Source organism: Allobosea sp. GW822-FHT05A11, assembly GCF_058800455.1.
Map to the genome: position 1 here is coordinate 228,906 of NZ_JBXAMI010000003.1, position 15,901 is coordinate 244,806.

The 15,901-nt window shown below is 66.5% G+C and carries 17 protein-coding genes; 3 read left to right on the forward strand and 14 right to left on the reverse strand.

Annotated features, from left to right (window positions below):
* Window positions 1–10 precede the first annotated feature (10 nt).
* The 3 genes from AC1RLU_RS10625 to AC1RLU_RS10635 all read right to left on the reverse strand — a co-directional run bounded on the left by AC1RLU_RS10625 (window position 11) and on the right by AC1RLU_RS10635 (window position 2,045).
* Complete coding sequence (locus AC1RLU_RS10625) at window positions 11–883, reverse strand: branched-chain amino acid aminotransferase (protein WP_061964739.1); 873 nt, start codon at window positions 881–883, stop codon at window positions 11–13.
* 126 nt (window positions 884–1,009) lie between these two features.
* A complete protein-coding gene (locus tag AC1RLU_RS10630; RefSeq protein WP_091855850.1) occupies window positions 1,010–1,327 on the reverse strand; it encodes an AzlD family protein in 318 nt (105 codons plus the stop codon).
* Window positions 1,314–2,045 carry an AzlC family ABC transporter permease gene (locus AC1RLU_RS10635; protein ID WP_492795481.1) on the reverse strand — a complete coding sequence of 244 codons (732 nt, stop codon included), beginning with the start codon at window positions 2,043–2,045 and terminating at the stop codon, window positions 1,314–1,316. The genes AC1RLU_RS10630 and AC1RLU_RS10635 overlap by 14 nt, the downstream gene beginning before the upstream one ends.
* Window positions 2,046–2,156: 111 nt before the next feature.
* On the opposite strand from AC1RLU_RS10635, the gene AC1RLU_RS10640 reads away from it, so the two are divergent.
* Window positions 2,157–2,765, forward strand: a complete 609-nt coding sequence (locus AC1RLU_RS10640) for a 4'-phosphopantetheinyl transferase family protein (protein ID WP_492795483.1) — start codon at window positions 2,157–2,159, stop codon at window positions 2,763–2,765.
* A gap of 10 nt (window positions 2,766–2,775) precedes the next feature.
* Here the strand turns inward: AC1RLU_RS10640 and AC1RLU_RS10645 are convergent, their stop codons facing one another.
* The 8 genes from AC1RLU_RS10645 to pheS all read right to left on the reverse strand — a co-directional run bounded on the left by AC1RLU_RS10645 (window position 2,776) and on the right by pheS (window position 11,620).
* Entirely contained in the window at window positions 2,776–3,516 is a 741-nt protein-coding gene (locus AC1RLU_RS10645; RefSeq protein ID WP_061964747.1) for a TerC family protein, read from the reverse strand.
* 28 nt (window positions 3,517–3,544) lie between these two features.
* The gene (locus tag AC1RLU_RS10650) at window positions 3,545–4,249 is read right to left on the reverse strand and encodes a TerC family protein (RefSeq protein ID WP_492795484.1); all 705 of its coding nucleotides are present in this window, start codon (window positions 4,247–4,249) and stop codon (window positions 3,545–3,547) included.
* Between the two features lie 30 nt (window positions 4,250–4,279).
* Entirely contained in the window at window positions 4,280–5,356 is a 1,077-nt protein-coding gene (locus AC1RLU_RS10655) for a tartrate dehydrogenase (RefSeq protein ID WP_492795486.1), read from the reverse strand.
* Window positions 5,353–6,255: an alpha/beta fold hydrolase gene (locus AC1RLU_RS10660; protein WP_492795487.1), complete on the reverse strand. Its 903-nt coding sequence runs from the start codon at window positions 6,253–6,255 to the stop codon at window positions 5,353–5,355. Before AC1RLU_RS10660 ends, AC1RLU_RS10655 begins: the two co-directional genes overlap by 4 nt.
* Before the next feature lie 237 nt (window positions 6,256–6,492).
* The gene (pheT, locus tag AC1RLU_RS10665; protein ID WP_492795489.1) at window positions 6,493–8,916 is read right to left on the reverse strand and encodes a phenylalanine--tRNA ligase subunit beta; all 2,424 of its coding nucleotides are present in this window, start codon (window positions 8,914–8,916) and stop codon (window positions 6,493–6,495) included.
* Window positions 8,913–9,338, reverse strand: coding sequence for an ASCH domain-containing protein (locus tag AC1RLU_RS10670; protein ID WP_492795490.1), 426 nt, complete (start codon window positions 9,336–9,338; stop codon window positions 8,913–8,915). The genes pheT and AC1RLU_RS10670 overlap by 4 nt, the downstream gene beginning before the upstream one ends.
* A complete protein-coding gene (locus AC1RLU_RS10675) occupies window positions 9,328–10,509 on the reverse strand; it encodes a ceramide glucosyltransferase (protein WP_492795491.1) in 1,182 nt (393 codons plus the stop codon). Before AC1RLU_RS10675 ends, AC1RLU_RS10670 begins: the two co-directional genes overlap by 11 nt.
* 28 nt (window positions 10,510–10,537) lie before the next feature.
* Entirely contained in the window at window positions 10,538–11,620 is a 1,083-nt protein-coding gene (gene pheS / locus AC1RLU_RS10680) for a phenylalanine--tRNA ligase subunit alpha (RefSeq protein ID WP_492795492.1), read from the reverse strand.
* Between the two features lie 122 nt (window positions 11,621–11,742).
* On the opposite strand from pheS, the gene AC1RLU_RS10685 reads away from it, so the two are divergent.
* Window positions 11,743–12,519 (forward strand): LOG family protein, encoded by a 777-nt coding sequence (locus AC1RLU_RS10685; RefSeq protein WP_492796203.1) that lies wholly within the window; start codon window positions 11,743–11,745, stop codon window positions 12,517–12,519.
* A 167-nt stretch (window positions 12,520–12,686) separates the two neighbouring features.
* Here the strand turns inward: AC1RLU_RS10685 and rplT are convergent, their stop codons facing one another.
* Both rplT and rpmI read right to left on the reverse strand, forming a co-directional pair.
* A complete protein-coding gene (rplT, locus tag AC1RLU_RS10690; protein WP_061964765.1) occupies window positions 12,687–13,061 on the reverse strand; it encodes a 50S ribosomal protein L20 in 375 nt (124 codons plus the stop codon).
* 28 nt (window positions 13,062–13,089) lie between these two features.
* On the reverse strand, window positions 13,090–13,290 hold the full coding sequence (gene rpmI / locus AC1RLU_RS10695) for a 50S ribosomal protein L35 (protein WP_061964767.1): 201 nt from the start codon (window positions 13,288–13,290) through the stop codon (window positions 13,090–13,092).
* Window positions 13,291–13,559: 269 nt separating this feature from the next.
* Here rpmI and AC1RLU_RS10700 point away from each other — a divergent pair, with 269 nt between their 5' ends.
* Entirely contained in the window at window positions 13,560–14,585 is a 1,026-nt protein-coding gene (locus tag AC1RLU_RS10700) for an amino acid ABC transporter substrate-binding protein (protein ID WP_061964769.1), read from the forward strand.
* Between the two features lie 61 nt (window positions 14,586–14,646).
* On the opposite strand, the gene AC1RLU_RS10705 is transcribed toward AC1RLU_RS10700, so the two are convergent.
* Window positions 14,647–15,855, reverse strand: coding sequence for an MFS transporter (locus tag AC1RLU_RS10705; protein WP_113587497.1), 1,209 nt, complete (start codon window positions 15,853–15,855; stop codon window positions 14,647–14,649).
* Between the last annotated feature and the right edge of the window lie 46 nt (window positions 15,856–15,901).

Here is a 15,901-nt window from a genome sequence, read left to right on the forward strand (position 1 = left end):
GCCTTTCGGCTCAGGCGGCCTTCGGCTTGCTGTGGGCGTAGTCCATATAGAGCTCGCGGGCGCGGCGGAAGAGCGGGCCCGGCTGGAGCGTGCGGTTGTCGATGCGGGTCACCGGCATGCACTTGGAATAGTTGCCGGACATGAAGATCTCGTCGGCCTGCTCGAAATCCTCGTAGCGCAGGCTGCATTCCTCGACCGGGATGCCGCTCTCGCGCATGAGCTTGATGACGCGCTGGCGGGTGATGCCGTTCAGGAAGGTGCCGTTCGGGACCGGGGTCTTCACGACGCCGTCCTTGGCGAGGAAGATGTTCGAGGTCGCGGTCTCCGCGACATTGCCCTGCATGTCGAGCACCAGCGCGTTATCGAAGCCGGCGGCCTTCGCCACCTTCAGCACGCGGGCATTGTTCGGGTAGAGGCAGCCCGCCTTGGCGTCGGTCGGGGCAGTCTCGTAGCTCGGGCGGCGGAAGGCGCCCTTGGTCACCGAGAAACCGGCCGTCGGCTGCGGCATCGCCGCCTCGAACAGGCAGAGCGCGAACTGGGTCGATTCCGGATCTGCCATGATGGTGGAGGGACCATCGGCCTCGCCCCAATACATCGGCTTGACGTAGATCGCGGTGCCCGGCGCGAATTTCTTGACGCCCTCGAACATCTTGCCGACGATGAAGTCCGCCTCGACGGTCGGCTTCAGGCCGAGCGCCGTCGCCGAGCGGTTCACGCGGGCGGCGTGCAGGTCGATATCCGGCGCGACGCCGTCGAAATAGCGGCCGCCATCGAAGACCGAGGAGGCCTGCCAGAGCACATGGCTGCGCGGACCGACGATGCCGGGATTGCCCTCATGCCAAGAGCCATCGAACCAGGTCCACGTCTGAGAATACCATGCCATGACGGCGCTCCATTATAGGCGATTTAACTCAGCCGCACCGTCCTCCCCCTACCGCCCGCCGTCAACATGCCGCGACGCATATCGCGATGACGGGATGTGATGGAAGCGATCGGCCCGCGTGATGGATCAGTAGCCGAGCGCGCGCAGACCGGAGATCGCGGCCATGCCGACAAGCAGCGCCAAGAGCTCGCTGCGCCGCAGGATCATGGTACCGACCGCCGCGAGAAGCGCGAGCGCCGCAGCCCAGCCCAGTCGCTCGATCAGCGGCAGCACCGTCGCCACCACGATCGAGCCCGGCAGGGCCGCAAGCCCGCGCCGGACATGGGGCGTCAGCGGGATGATGCTCATCAGGGCCACGCCGGAGATGCGGCAGAGATAGGTCGCCGCCGCCATCGCGGTGATGGCGATGAGCGGGCCCCAGGTGCCGAGGTCAGGCAGCGTCATCGCGGAACGCCCCCGTGATCGCGCCGGCAAGCGAGCCGACGATGATGAAGGCGTAGCCATCGACCAGCCGGGCCGTGACCAGCGCGACGAGGCCGGCGACGACCCAGGGCACCATGCCGCGCTTGCCGCGCCAGAGCGGCACGATCATCGCGGCGAAGAAGATCGGCATGACCAGGTCGATGCCGTAGCGGCGCGGGTCGCTGACCAGCGCGCCGAGCATGTAGCCGCCACCGGTCGCGATCACCCAGACCAGCCAGAGCGCCAGTCCCGCGCCGACCAGTACGCCGAGATCGCGCCCACCCTCGGCCCGGTAGCGCGTGCCGATCAGCCAGTTGGCATCGGTGAAGAAGAAGAGATGGAAGGCATTGAGTGCCTTGGGATATTTCGCGAACCAGGGTTGCAGCGAGGCGCCCTGCAGCACCATGCGCGCATTGACGGTCGCGGTGACCACGGCGATGCCGGCGATGGCGCCCCATGTCCATTCGGGACGCCACAGCTCCAGCGAAACCAGCTGTGCGACGCCGGCATAGACGAAGCCGCTCATCAGCAAGGTCTCGAACAGGGAGAGCCCCTTCGCAGCCGCGGCCGCGCCGAAGGCGACGGCGAAGACGACGATGCCCGGCATCAGCACGGAGACTTTGCGCAGTCCGAGCATCATCCCGGCTGCGGTGATCGGCGCTTCGCCGGCGGCCGGCGGCATGTTTGGTTCGGCTGACATCTCTCTCCAGAAGCGGAAAGCCCGCTTGAACGTCAACGCGCATGAACAGCGCGGCTGCATGAATTCCGCGCAGGACGCGACAGCATGCGGCGGGAGCACTACAGATGGGCCATGCACTGGTTCGACAACGCCGATGCCATCGCTCCTGCCCTGCCCGCGATCTGGCTCGTCCGGACGGGCGTCAATCCGCGCAACCTGACCGAACGCGCAGCGCTGCGGCGCGGCACCGCGCGGCAGGTGCTGGCGCGCCAGCTGGGTTGCCGGGAAGACGATGTCGTCATCGATCACGACAAGGCCGGCCGGCCGCTCCTTACCCTCCCTGAAACGCCAGGCCTTCACGTTTCGCTGGCGACGCGAGCCGGAGGGGTCGCCATCGGTCTGGCACAGCATCCGCTTGGGGTGGACGTCGAAAGCGTCGAGGCCAGAGCCATTGCGCCGCTCGACCTGCTGCATCCGGACGAGCGGCGGTTTCTGGACGCGACCGCCTCCGCCGTTCGTCCCCTTGCCTTCGCCCGGCTCTGGGCCGCGAAGGAGGCTTATGTGAAGGCGCTCGGCACCGGCTTCGTCCGGCCACCCGAGAGCTTTTGCGTCTCGCTGCCGTCAGAGACGCGCTTCAACGTCTTCGATCCGCTGTCGAGAACGGATCACCAGGGTGAACTCCGTCTCATGAAAAACGGCGGCCAGGATGTCCTGGCCGCCGCTGCGATCGTTCTCGATTGACGCCTGAGGCTCAGCCCGGCTGGTCGGCCGGCTTCTTCTTCAGGACATAGCCGACGATGCAGACGAAGACCGCGCCGATCACCGCCGCCGCGTAGTGCGGCACATTCGCCGGGCCGATGCCGAGCGGGCTGACGTCGGTGGGAACCGGCACCACCCAGGTCGACCAGTTCGCCTGCAGCCAGCGCAGCACCGCGATGTCGCCGAGGATCATCTCGGCCGCGATCCAGCCGAGCAGCGCGGCGCCGAGCCAGACCAGGATCGGGAAGCGCTCGATGATCGAGGTCAGGAGCTGGGCGCCCATGATGATCAGCGGGATCGAGAGCAGCAGGCCGAAAACGAAGAGCTCGACATGTCCGCGCGAGGCGGCGGCAATGGCGATGACATTGTCCAGGCTCATCACCGCGTCGGCGATGGCGATGGTTCGCACGGCCTTCCAGAGGCTTTCGCTCGCCTCGATGTTACCGTGCGCCTCCTCCTCGCCGACGGCGAGCTTGATCGCGATCCAGAACAGCAGGATGCCGCCGATCACCTTCAGATAGGGCACGCCGAGCAGATAGGTCACGACCAGCGCGAAGAGGATGCGCAGGCCGACCGCCGCACTGGCACCGAGCCAGATGCCGACCTTCCTGCGGTTCTCCGGCAGCGAGCGGCAGGCGAGCGCGATGACGATCGCGTTGTCGCCGGAGAGCAGCAGGTCGATCCAGATGATCTGCAGCAGCGATACCCAGAAGGTGGAGGAGGAAAAATCCATCGTTGTTCTTGCCCTTTTTGCCGGATGGTCAGTGGGCCGGATCGGGCCGGCGCGATTTGATGAGGTAGCCGAGGCCGACCACGAGCAGGGCGCCCAGGATCGCGGCCGGGTATTCCAGCTTGTGCAGCAGTTCCTCGCCGAAGCGGGCGATCAGCCAGGGGTCGCTCTCGAACATCTCGCCCGCGACCCAGCCCAGCAGCGCCGCACCGGCCCAGACCAGGATCGGGAAGCGCGTCAGCAGGTTCGTGATCAGCGAGGCGCCGAGCACGATCAGGGGGATCGAGATGACGAGACCGGCGATCAGCAAGGGAATCGAATCCTTGGCGACGGCGGCGATCGCCAGAACATTGTCGAGGCTCATGACGATGTCGGCGATGGCGACCGTCTGCACCGCCTTCCAGAGCTTGCTGCTGGCGGTGATCGAATCCTCGTCCTGACCTTCGTCCTCGACGATGAGCTTCACCGCGATCCAGATCAGCAGGCCGGCACCGACGATGCGCAGGAAGGGCGTGTTGAGCAGCGAGGCGATCAGCACCGTGAAGACGACGCGCAAGACCACCGCGACGCCGGCGCCGAGCGCGATGCCCTTGGTGCGCTGCGCCGGCGCCAGCGCCCGGCAGGCGAGCGCGATGACGACGGCGTTGTCACCCGAGAGCACGATATTCAACAGGATGATCTCGGCCAGCTTGCCCCAGACAAGCGGGTCGACAATGGAAACCGACGACAAATCCATGTCTTCAAACCTTTAAGTTCAAATTCCTGCTCAAAGCGCCTGCTCGACCGCCTTGCCGGCGGCTTCGGTACCCAGCGTGCCGCCAAGATCCCGCGTGCGCGTCCGGGCATCGCCGAGCGCGCGCTCGATCGCGGCCTCGATGCCCTTCGCCGCCTCGTGCTCGCCGAGATGGTCGAGCATCATCGCACCCGACCAGATCATGCCGACGGGATTGGCGATGCCCTGCCCGGCAATATCGGGCGCCGAGCCATGGACGGGCTCGAACAGCGAAGGATGATCGCCGGTTGGATTGATGTTGCCGGAGGGCGCGATGCCGATCGTGCCGGTGCAGGCCGGGCCGAGATCGGAGAGGATATCGCCGAAGAGGTTCGAGGCGACGACGACGTCGAAGCGGTCCGGATTGAGCACGAAATGCGCGGTCAGGATATCGATATGGTACTGGTCGACGGCGATATCCGGATAGCTCTTCGCCATCTCCTTCACCCGTTCGTCCCAGTAGGGCATGGTGATCGAGATGCCGTTCGACTTGGTGGCCGAGGTCAGCTTCTTGCGCGGACGGCGCTGCGCCAGCTCGAAGGCGTATTTCAGCACGCGGTCGACGCCGACGCGGCTCATCACCGTCTCCTGGATGACGATCTCGCGCTCGGTGCCGGCATACATGCGCCCGCCGACCGAGGAATACTCGCCCTCGGTGTTCTCGCGCACGACGAAGAAATCGATATCACCGGGCTTGCGATTGGCGAGCGGACCAGGAACGCCCGGCATCAGGCGGACGGGGCGCAGGTTGACGTACTGGTCGAACTCGCGCCGGAACAGCAGCAGCGAGCCCCAGAGCGAGACATGGTCCGGCACCTGCTGGGGCATGCCGACGGCGCCGAAATAGATCGCGTCATGGCCGCCGATCTTCTCTTTCCAGTCGTCGGGCAGCATCTTGCCATGCTTGGCGTAGTAGTCGCAGGAGGAGAAATCGAACTGGTCGAGGCGCAGCTCGAAGCCGTATTTCTTCGAAGCGGCCTCGAGCACCCGCAGGCCCTCGGGCATGACCTCCTTGCCGATGCCGTCGCCGGGGATCACGGCGATGCGGTAAACGCGGTTGGTCCCGGTCATGCGGTTTCTCCGAAGAAGGCCTTGAACTCCGCGGCGACGAGATCGGGGACCTCCTCCGCGAGATAGTGACCACCCGGCAAGGCATGGCCGCGCACATCCTGCGCACGCTCGCGCCACAAGGCCAGAGGGTCGAAGCATTTCCCGATGATGCCGCGCTCGCCCCACAGCGCCAGCAGCGGACAGGCGAGCTTTCGGCCGCCATCGGCATCGTCATGGGCGATGTCGATCGTCGCCGCCGCGCGATAATCCTCGCAGCTCGCATGGATCATCGCAGGATCGCGGAAGCAGCGCAGATATTCGGCAAGCGCCTCCGGCTCGAACAGACGCATGTCCGAGGCGCGCCGGCTCGTCCAGTAGAAATCCGGATCGCTCTCGATCATGCGCTCCGGCATCGGCGCGGGCTGGATCAGGAAGAACCAGTGCCAGTAGGCGCGGGCGAAGGCATCGGTGGTGTTGCGATACATCTCGCGCGTCGGCGCGATGTCGAGGGTCGCGAGCTTCAGCACGCGCTCGCCATGGTCGAGTGCCAGACGATGCGCGACGCGGGCGCCTCGATCATGCGAGCCGACGAAGAAACGCTCATGCCCCAGCGCGCTCATCACCTCGGCCATGTCCTGCGCCATGGCGCGCTTCGCATAGGGCGCGTGATCGGCGGCGGTCGGCGGCTTGCCGGAATCGCCGTAGCCGCGCAGGTCCGGGCAGATCAGGGTGTAACGCTCGGCCAGCAGCGGGGCGACCCGGCGCCACATGATGTGCGTCTGCGGATAGCCGTGCAGCAGCAGCAGCGGCAGCCCCTCCCCGCCCGTCCGCACGCGAATCCGCGCGCCCGACGTCTGAACGTCGAGCAGGCGAAAACCGGGGAACAGATTGTCCGTGGCGGGACGTTCGGTGAGAACCATAGGACCGCGAAGATGCAAGAATGCGTCAGCGCTTACCCCGAAAGCGCGGGGATTTCGCGCACGGATTATTACACAATCCTGATCAATGGTTGGAAGGACCGATGGCCCGCGGCGTCATTCTCGGGCGCCGCGAAGCGGTGACCCGAGAATCTCCAGCCGAAACGAGCGCGGGAGCCTCATCCGGCACGAGATGCTCGGGTCAGGCCCGAGCATGACGCGCGTTATTGGATGACGCTATCAGCCCCGCAGAGTCGCGCCGTAGCGCTTGCCGATCTCGGCGACGATCTTGCTGCCGACGGCTTCGATCTCGGCCTCGGTCAGCGTCTTCTCGGTCGGCTGCAGCGTGACCGCCAGCGCGACCGACTTCTTGCCGGCCTCGACGCCCGCGCCTTCATAGAGATCGAAGACACCGACATTGGCGATCAGCGCGCGGTCGGTGCCCTGCGCCGTCTTGACCATGTCGCCGGCCGCCACGGCCTTGTCGACGATGAAGGCGAAGTCGCGCGTCACCGGCTGGAAGTCGGACAGCGCGAGCTTCGGCTTGACCTTGGTCGGCTTGGCCTTGGGCAGCGGCAGCGCGTCGAGATGAATCTCGAAGGCGACCAGCGGCCCCTTCACGTCGAGCGCCTTGAGGATCTTGGGATGAACCTCGCCGAAGGCGCCGATGACGCCCTTGGGGCCGAACTGGAGCGTGGCCGAGCGGCCGGGATGGGCCCAGGCCGGACCGCCGGCGACAATCTGGAGACCGCCGGTCGGAATGCCGAGCCCCGAGAGCAGGCCGAGCACGTCCGCCTTGGCATCGAACAGGTCGACGGTCTTGGCGCCACCATCCCAGCGGCGGCCGGTGCCGTCGAGACGGGCACTGCCGCGGCGCAGGCCAGCCGCCGCGATGAGCTGGCCTTCCGGCTCGTCGCTCTTGAAGATCTGGCCGACCTCGAACAGCGCGACATCGGGATAGCCGCGATCGGCGTTGCTCTGTGCGCCACGGATCAGACCCGGCAGGAGCGAAGGCCGCATGTCCGAGAGATCGGCCGCAATCGGGTTGGCGAGCGCGAGCCTGGGCGAACCACCGCCGAAGAGCTTGGCCTGATCATGCGAGATGAAGGACCAGGTCACCGCCTCGACGAGGCCGCGCGCCGCGAGCGTGCGCTTGGCGATGCGCGTGCGCTTCTGCAGCACAGTGAGCACCGGCTTGATCACCTCGCCCTTGATGCGCGGCAGCGGCGTCGAGGCGACGCGATCGAGGCCGGCGATGCGCACGATCTCCTCGACGAGATCGGCCTTGCCGCCGACATCGGCACGCCAGGACGGCGGCGCCACCTTGACGCGGTCGCCAGCGCCCGAGACATGGAAGCCGAGCGAGGTCAGCGCCAGTTTCATTTCCGCCTGCGGCAACTCCAGCCCCGTCAGGCGCTTGACCTCGGACCAGGGGAAGTCGATCGCGCCGGGGCTATCCGGCAGGTCGCCGACGAATTCCATCTCGGACGCTTCGCCGCCGCAGAGCTCGATCACCAGCGCGGTCGCGAGGTCGAGGCCGGGGCGTGTGAAATCGGGATCGACACCGCGCTCGAAGCGATAGCGCGCATCCGAATTGATGCCGAGCGCACGGCCGGAGCGGGCCGTGTTCAGCGGGTCCCAGAGCGCGCTCTCGATCAGCACGTCGGTGGTCGCCTCGCTGCTGCCCGAGGCTTCGCCGCCCATGATGCCGGCAAGCGATTCAACGCCGTGCTCGTCGGCGATCACGACCTGCTCGTCGGTCAGCGTATAGGTCTTGCCGTCAAGCGCGAGGATGGTCTCGCCGGGCTTCGCGCGGCGCACTGTGAGGTTGCCCTTCACCTTGGCGGCGTCGAAGACGTGCAGCGGCCGGTTGCGGTCGAGCGTCATGAAATTGGTGATGTCGACCAGCGCGTTGATGGGGCGTAAGCCCACGGCGCGCAGGCGCGCCTGCAGCCAGTCCGGCGAGGGGCCGTTCCTGACGCCGCGCACCAGCCGCAGCGCGAAGGCCGGGCAGAGCTTCCGGTCTTCCTCGGCGAAATCGAGCGTGACCTTGACCGGGCACGGGAAGGAGCCGCGCACCGGCTGGATGGCCGGCGACTTGAGCTTGCCGATGCCGGCGGCGGCAAGATCGCGGGCGATGCCGGCGACGCCGAGCGCATCGGCGCGGTTCGGCGTCACCGCGATCTCGATCACGGCATCGTCGAGGCCGGCATAGGGAGCGTAGGGCGCACCGACAGGTGCATCGGCCGGCAATTCGATGATGCCGTCGTGATCGTCGGAGAGCTCGAGCTCGGCTTCCGAGACGAGCATGCCGTTCGATTCGATGCCGCGGATCACGCCCTTGCCGAGCGTGACCTTCTTGCCGGGGATATAGCTGCCCGGCGGCGAGAACACGCCCTTCATGCCGGTGCGGGCATTCGGCGCGCCGCAGACGACCTGAACGGGTTCGCCCGCGCCGGTATCGACCATGCAGACGCGCAGGCGATCGGCGTTCGGATGCTGCTTTGCCTCGATGACATAGGCGATGGTGAAGGCGGAGAGCGCCGCCGCGCGATCCTCGATCGCCTCGACCTCGAGGCCGACGCGGGTCAGGGCATCCGTGATCTCCGCAACGGAGGCGTCGGTATCGAGATGCTCTTTGAGCCAGGAAATCGTGAACTTCATGCGTCTACGTCCATCGGGGCGAGCACTTCCACCAGACGGAAGCGTTCGCAAAGCAAGGGCATGTCGGGGCTGAAGACACCGATGCGCCGAAAATAGGTTTCGTGGGCGTCCCGCCAGAAGGCCAGGGAGCGGTCGCCCTCCCCTTCGTCGAAGGCGAAGGCCTCGTCAACTTCGTCGAAGCGCCGCTCGATGAGTTCGAGCGTCTCGATGACGCAGACGGCCCGTCCGGTGCCGTCGAGCACGACCCAAAGCTCGTTCAGCTTCGGGCAATCGGGCGCATCGAGAGTGTTCACCGTCGCGATCTTGCGGCCGCTGACGACCAGCGCCGCGAGTTCGGTCGCCAGCTCCGGACTGTCGCCGAAGGAAAAGCTCGGACAGCCGCGATAGCGCTCCGGCAGGGACGCGGTCAGGTCAACGGCCATCGCGCCCTGCCTGTGCCGGTGCAGCCGGCACCGCATCGTTGAGCTTGTTGGCGCCGTCGGTGCGGATCTTCATGGCGTTGCCGCGCCAGCTCACCTCGCCCCCGACGAAGGCATAAACCCAGATGCCGGGAAAGGCGATGTCGCGCGCCAGCATGGCGAAGGGCGAACGCCAGTTCAGGAACCAGCCGACGCTGGCCGAGAGCACGATATCTCCGGCATACCAGACCAGCAGCACAAGCAACGGCGCCAGCCAGACCGGCAGGCCGAGAGCGGAAGCCCCGAAAGCGGCCAGCAGAGCCGCCAGGAAGGGCGTGGCCAGAATTTCCAGCGCAAAGAAGGGCAGGAAGGTCACGCGCCGGAGCCGCGCCCAGCGGAACTGGCGCTGCACGGCGTCCCTCAATCGGCGCCGGCCGAGCGGCTGCTCGAAGGGCTGGCCGACGAGATGGACCTGCCGGCCGGTATTGCGCACCAGCTTGGTCGAGGCCGCATCCTCGGCGATCTCGGCACCCAGCGCGGCGATGCCGCCGTTCGCGTCGAGGAAGGGCTTGTTCCAGAGCATCGACTTGCCCTGCGCGAAGCCGAGGCCCAGCGCCTCGCCGACATATTGCCAGCGCGCCTGGAAGGCGTTGAGGAAGGCGCATTCGACTTCGGCGCCGAAGCATGCCGGCCGGGAGCCGGCCGGCGTCGAGCAGACCAGACCGGTCGTCGGCTGCCAGGCGGCCAGCATGCGCTGGATATAGTCCTTGGGCATCAGCACGTTGGAATCCGCGAGGATGACCCAGTCGGTCGTTGCTGCCTCCCAGCCGCGCACGCAGTTGTTGAGCTTGGGATTGGCGCTGACGGGTACATCGCCAACGATCAGGCGGATCTTCTCCGCGCCGTGGATGCCGATCAATTCCTCGATCAGCGGGATGATCGGGTCATGCGCGTCGGCGACGCAGAAGATCGTGCTGTAGCGGGGATAGTCGAGTTCGAGACCGGAGACGGCCGTCTCGCGGCTGAAGGCCTCGATGCCGCGCACCGGACGGACGATGGTGACCGGCGGCAAGGTATCGAGCAGGGCCGAGCCTTGCAGGGGCCGGCGTAGCCGCCAGAGCGCGATGGCCTGGCTGACCAGGTTCATCACGACCAGCAGCACGGCGATCGTCGCCGCCCAGCCCGCAGGCGTCATCGCGCCCTCCCCTCTCCGGCCCGTGCCGTCACGAGGAGAGGCCGCCCGTCAGCGTCGGCAGGTCGAGCGGACGGAAGCCGTAATGGGCGAGCCAGCGCACATCCGCCTCGAAGAAGGGGCGCAGGTCCGCCATGCCGTATTTCAGCATGGCGATGCGGTCGATGCCCATGCCCCAGGCGAAGCCCTGATAGATCTCAGGGTCGAGCCCGCAGTTCTTCAGCACGTTCGGGTGGACCATGCCGCAGCCGAGGATCTCCAGCCAGTCGTCGCCCTCGCCGAAGCGGATCTCGCCGCCCTTGCGCGAGCACTGGATATCGACCTCCATCGAGGGCTCGGTGAAGGGGAAGAAGGACGGGCGGAAGCGCATCTTCACGTCGTCGATCTCGAAGAACGCCTTGCAGAACTCTTCCAGAACCCATTTCAGGTGGCCGAGATTGGCCGACTTGTCGATGACGAGCCCCTCGACCTGATGGAACATCGGGGTGTGGGTCTGGTCGGAATCGTTGCGATAGGTCCGGCCCGGGCAGACCACGCGGATCGGCGGCTCCTGCGCCAGCATGGTGCGGACCTGCACCGGCGAGGTGTGGGTGCGCAGCAGCTTGCGCTCGCCATTCTCATCCGGTGCGAAGAAGAAGGTGTCGTGCATCTCGCGCGCGGGATGGCCGACCGGGAAATTCAGCTTGGTGAAGTTGAGGTCGTCGGTCTCGACATCCGGCCCTTCGGCGATGGCGAAGCCCATATCGCCGAAGATCGCGGTGATCTCCTCGATGACCTGGCTGATCGGATGGATGCGGCCGCGCGCTTCCGGACCCTCCTGCACGGGCAGCGACACGTCGACGCGCTCGGAAGCGAGCCGGGCTTCCAGAGCGGCCTCGCCCAGCGCTTCCTTGCGGGCCGCGATGGCGCCCTGAACCCGATCTCGCAGGCCGTTGATCTGCGGGCCCTTCTCCTTGCGCTCGTCCGGCGTCATCGCGCCAAGCGTCTTGAGCAGCGCCGATATCGAGCCGGATTTGCCAAGCGCGGCGATGCGCAGATCCTCGACGGCGGCTTCGTCGGCGGCAGTATCGATCGCGGCGAGGACGTCGCGTTCCAGAATGGCGATATCGGTCATGAATTTAAGTCGCAAGCGTTTGAAGGCGTGGGAACGGGCGCGTTCTAGCGGGAACGGCCGGCTTATGCCAGAGCGAAGCGATGCTTTGCCGAAACGGCTGAGTTCCGTCGATGCCGATGCCGATGCAGGAGGATGCCTTGCCCGATAACACCGCCCAGAAGGATTCGCCGTCCTATCGGCTGGCCGCGCTCGACCCCGACTTCATCCTGGGCGATTCGACCCGCGGCGCCCGCTTCATGCTGGAATACCAGAAGGCGGAGGACCAGCTCAGGGCGCGTGGCGTCGTCTCGACCATCGTCGTCTTCGGCTCGGCGCGGGTGCGCGAGGGCAATCCCTGGTACGAGGCCGCCAGGCAGTTCGGCCACATCGCCTCCGAACGCGGCGGGGCGCTGCAGGATGGGGAGGCCGGCCGCCATCATGTCATCGCCACCGGCGGCGGCCCCGGTATCATGGAAGCCGCGAACCGCGGCGCGACCGAAGCCGGCGCGATCTCGATCGGCTTCAACATCACCCTGCCGCACGAGCAGGAGCCGAATGCCTGGTCGACTCCGGATCTGACCTTCCTGTTCCACTATTTCGCGATGCGGAAGATGCATCTGGCGATGCGGGCCGCGGCGCTGGTGGTGTTTCCCGGCGGCTTCGGCACGCTCGACGAACTGTTCGAGATCATGACGCTGGTCCAGACCGGCAAGATGGGACGAGTGCCGATCGTGCTCTACGATTCCGGCTACTGGAAAGGCCTGCTGAACCTCGATGCGATGGCCGCGGCCGGCTTCATCCGGCCCGATGACCTCAAGCTGTTCAGCTACGCGGATTCGCCCGAGGAGGCTTATGATCGGATCGTCGAAGGCGCCGGCGAAGGCTGGAACCCGCCAAAGAACGGCAGCGTGCAGACGTAACACGCGCTGTGCCGTCATGGTCGGGCCTGTCCCGACCATCCACGTCTTCGCCGGTCAGAGGGTGTTCGAGACGTGGATGCTCGCCACAAGGGCGAGCATGACGTTGGAGCCAAAGAAAAAGGCCGGCGTCACCGCCGGCCTTTTCCAATTCAGCGATGCAAGGCTGCTCAGGCGGCCTTGGCTTCGGCGCCCAGCACGCCCTTGACCGTCTCGACCACGGCAGCGAACGAGGCTGCATCGTCGATGGCCATGGCCGACAGGGTCTTGCGGTCGAGTTCGATGCCCGACTTGATCAGGCCACCGATGAAGGCCGAATAGGTCAGGCCGTGCTCGCGCACCGCAGCGTTGAGACGCTGGATCCAGAGCGCACGGAAGGTGCGCTTCTTGTTCTTGCGGTCGCGATAGGCGTACTGCATCGAGCGATCGACGGCCGCCTTGGCGGCGCGGATCGTATTCTTGCGGCGGCCATAGAAGCCCTTGGCGGCCTTGAACGTCTTCTTGTGCTTGGCGTGGGCTGTTACGCCCCGTTTCACGCGAGCCATGTCATGATCTCCGGAATGTCAGGTGGCGTCAGCCGTTGGGAAGGAAGAACTTCTTCACGTTGGCCGCATCGCCCTCGAACAGGACGGTGGTGCCGCGGTGATTGCGGAGCTGCTTGTTGGTCCGCTTGATCATCCCGTGACGCTTGCCGGCCTGGGCGTACATCACCTTGCCGGTTCCGGTGATCTTGAAGCGCTTTTTAGCGCTCGACTTCGTCTTGATCTTGGGCATTTGAGCTCCTCAATGGTCGTGGCTGCGCGTCTTTCGAACGCGTTGCCAATGTCTTGCTTTCAGGAAGCAAAGCACGATCGCCACGGCAGCCCTTATCAGCCGGGCGATCGAAGGCCGGGCCTATCGCAGAAAATGACCGCTATTGCAAGTGCGAAGCCGGCAATAACCGGTGAGGCTGCCCGGAAAAGCAGCAGCCCTTCGTCTGCCTTCTTCAAACGATCGTCACGCCGTAAGGTCAACAGGCGTGTTCCGCATCTGGAGACAGTTCCGTGAAGAAGCTTCTGCTCAATCTCGCCGCAGGCCTTGCCCTGACGGCCGCCGCCTCCGCTCCCGCGCTTGCCCAGTCGACGCTCGACAAGATCAAGGCGCGCGGCAACATCATCTGCGGGACCAGCGAGGGCGTGCCCGGCTTTTCGCTGCAGGACAATGGCGGGGTCTGGAAGGGCTTCGACACCGATTTCTGCCGTGCTCTGGCGGCGGCGATCTTCAACGACCCGAACAAGGCGAGCTATCTCTCGCTGTCGAGCAAGAACCGGCTCGTCGCGCTGCAGAGCGGCGAGATCGACGTGCTCGCCCGCACCACGACCTGGACGCTCGGCCGCGACATCGGCCAGGGCCTCACCTTCACCGCCGTCAACTACTATGACGGGCAGGGCTTCATCGTGCGCAAGAAGCTCGGCGTGACCAACGTCAAGGATCTCAACGGCGCCTCGGTCTGCGTGGCGCAGGGCACCACGACGGAGCTCAATCTCGCCGATTACGGCCGCACCAACGGCATCAAGTTCGAGACCGTCGCCTTCGCCACGCTCGACGACACCGTCCAGGCCTACGAGGCCGGCCGCTGCGACGCCTATACCACCGATCTCTCGGCGCTGTCGGGCACCCGCAGCCGGCTCAAGGACCCCGAGGAGCACATCCTGCTGCAGCAGGTCATCTCCAAGGAGCCGCTCGGCCCCTGGGTGCGCAAGAACGACGCGGCCTGGTTCGACCTCGTGCGCTGGACGGTCTTCGCCCTAATCAATGCCGAGGAGCTCGGCGTGACCCAGGCCAATGTCGAGGAGATGGCGAAGTCCTCGCAGAATCCGGAAATCCGCCGCATGCTCGGCAGCGAGGGCAAGTTCGGCGAATCCCTCGGCCTCAGCAACGACTGGGTCGTGCGGATCATCAAGGCCGTCGGCAATTACGGCGAGAGCTTCGAGCGGCATTTCGGCGCCAATACCCGCACCTCGCTGCCGCGAGGCGTCAACAAGCTCTGGACCCAGGGCGGCCTGCAATACGCCCCGCCGATCCGCTGAGGTCGGACCGACTGAAACCGGGCCGCTCCTTTTGGGGAGCGGCCCTTGTCGCCGGCGGCTCTCAGGCGGCTTCGCAGACCAGGGTTTCGGCGCGTAGGCCGAGCAGGCGGCTGTAGCCTGCAAGGACCACAAACAGCGCCGCAGCCCCCGCCCCCACCGAGATCCAGAAGCCGCTAGGTGCGCCGAAGGCATCGATCAGCACGCCGGCGGCCGAAGCGCCCGCGGCCATGCCGATGCCGATCCCGGTGATGCCCCAGGTCATGCCCTCGGTGAGCTGGCGCGGCGGCACCAGACGCTCGATCAGGCCCATGGCGATGATGATCGTCGGCGAGACCGCCGCGCCCGCCATGAAGAAGACCAGCGCCAGCGAGGCGAGCCCGGTCACGGCGAGCAGCGGCAAAGTCGTCGCTGCCGCGAGCGCGACCGCCGCGAGGAATTGCGTGGCGAGCGAGGCCCTGAGCCTGAGCGCCCCGAAGACGAGGCCGACGATCAGCGAACCTGCCGCATAGACGGCGAGGACGAGGCTTGCTGCCGCCTTCTGGCCCTGCGCTTCCGCGAAGGCGACCGCGGTGATCTCGGCCGTGCCGAAGATCGCGCCGATCGCGATCATGGCGAGCACGACGACCTGGACGCCGCCGAGCCGGATGACCGAGGTATCCAGTCCTGCGATATCGGCGCGAACCGGGGGCTCGGTCCGCCGCTGGGCGCAGAGCAAGGGCACGCCGACGACCAGGAAGATCAGGGCGGCGAGCGGCCCCGCTTCAGGAAACACGCTGACGCTGAGCCCGATCGCGACGATCGGCCCGACGATGAAGATGACCTCGTCGACCACCGATTCGAAGGCGAAAGCCGTGCGCAATTGCGGAGTGTCGCGATAGAATTCGGTCCAGCGCGCCCGGACCATCGCGCCGATGCTCGGCATCAGGCCGGCGAGCAATGCAAAGACGAAGAGCAGCCAGCTCGGCGCGCCCGCCCAGGTCGCGACCATCAGCCCGCCGAGCGCCAACGCCCCGGCCGCGGCAGCGGGCATCAGCACGCGACGCTGGCCGTAGCGGTCGACCAGACGCGAGACCTGCGGCGTGATCAGCGCGCTGGCGAGCGCGAAGGTCGCGGCCACCGCGCCGGCGATCGCATATTCCCCGCGTCGCTCCGACAGCATGGTGACGATGCCCAGCCCGACCATCGAGGCCGGCAGGCGGGCGATGAAGCCGGCGGAGGAAAAGGCGAAGGCGCCAGGCGCCTGGAAGATCTCGCGATAGGGGTTAGGCATGGCTCGGACCGGATAAGGCGGACATACGCCGCGTATGTCAGTGGGT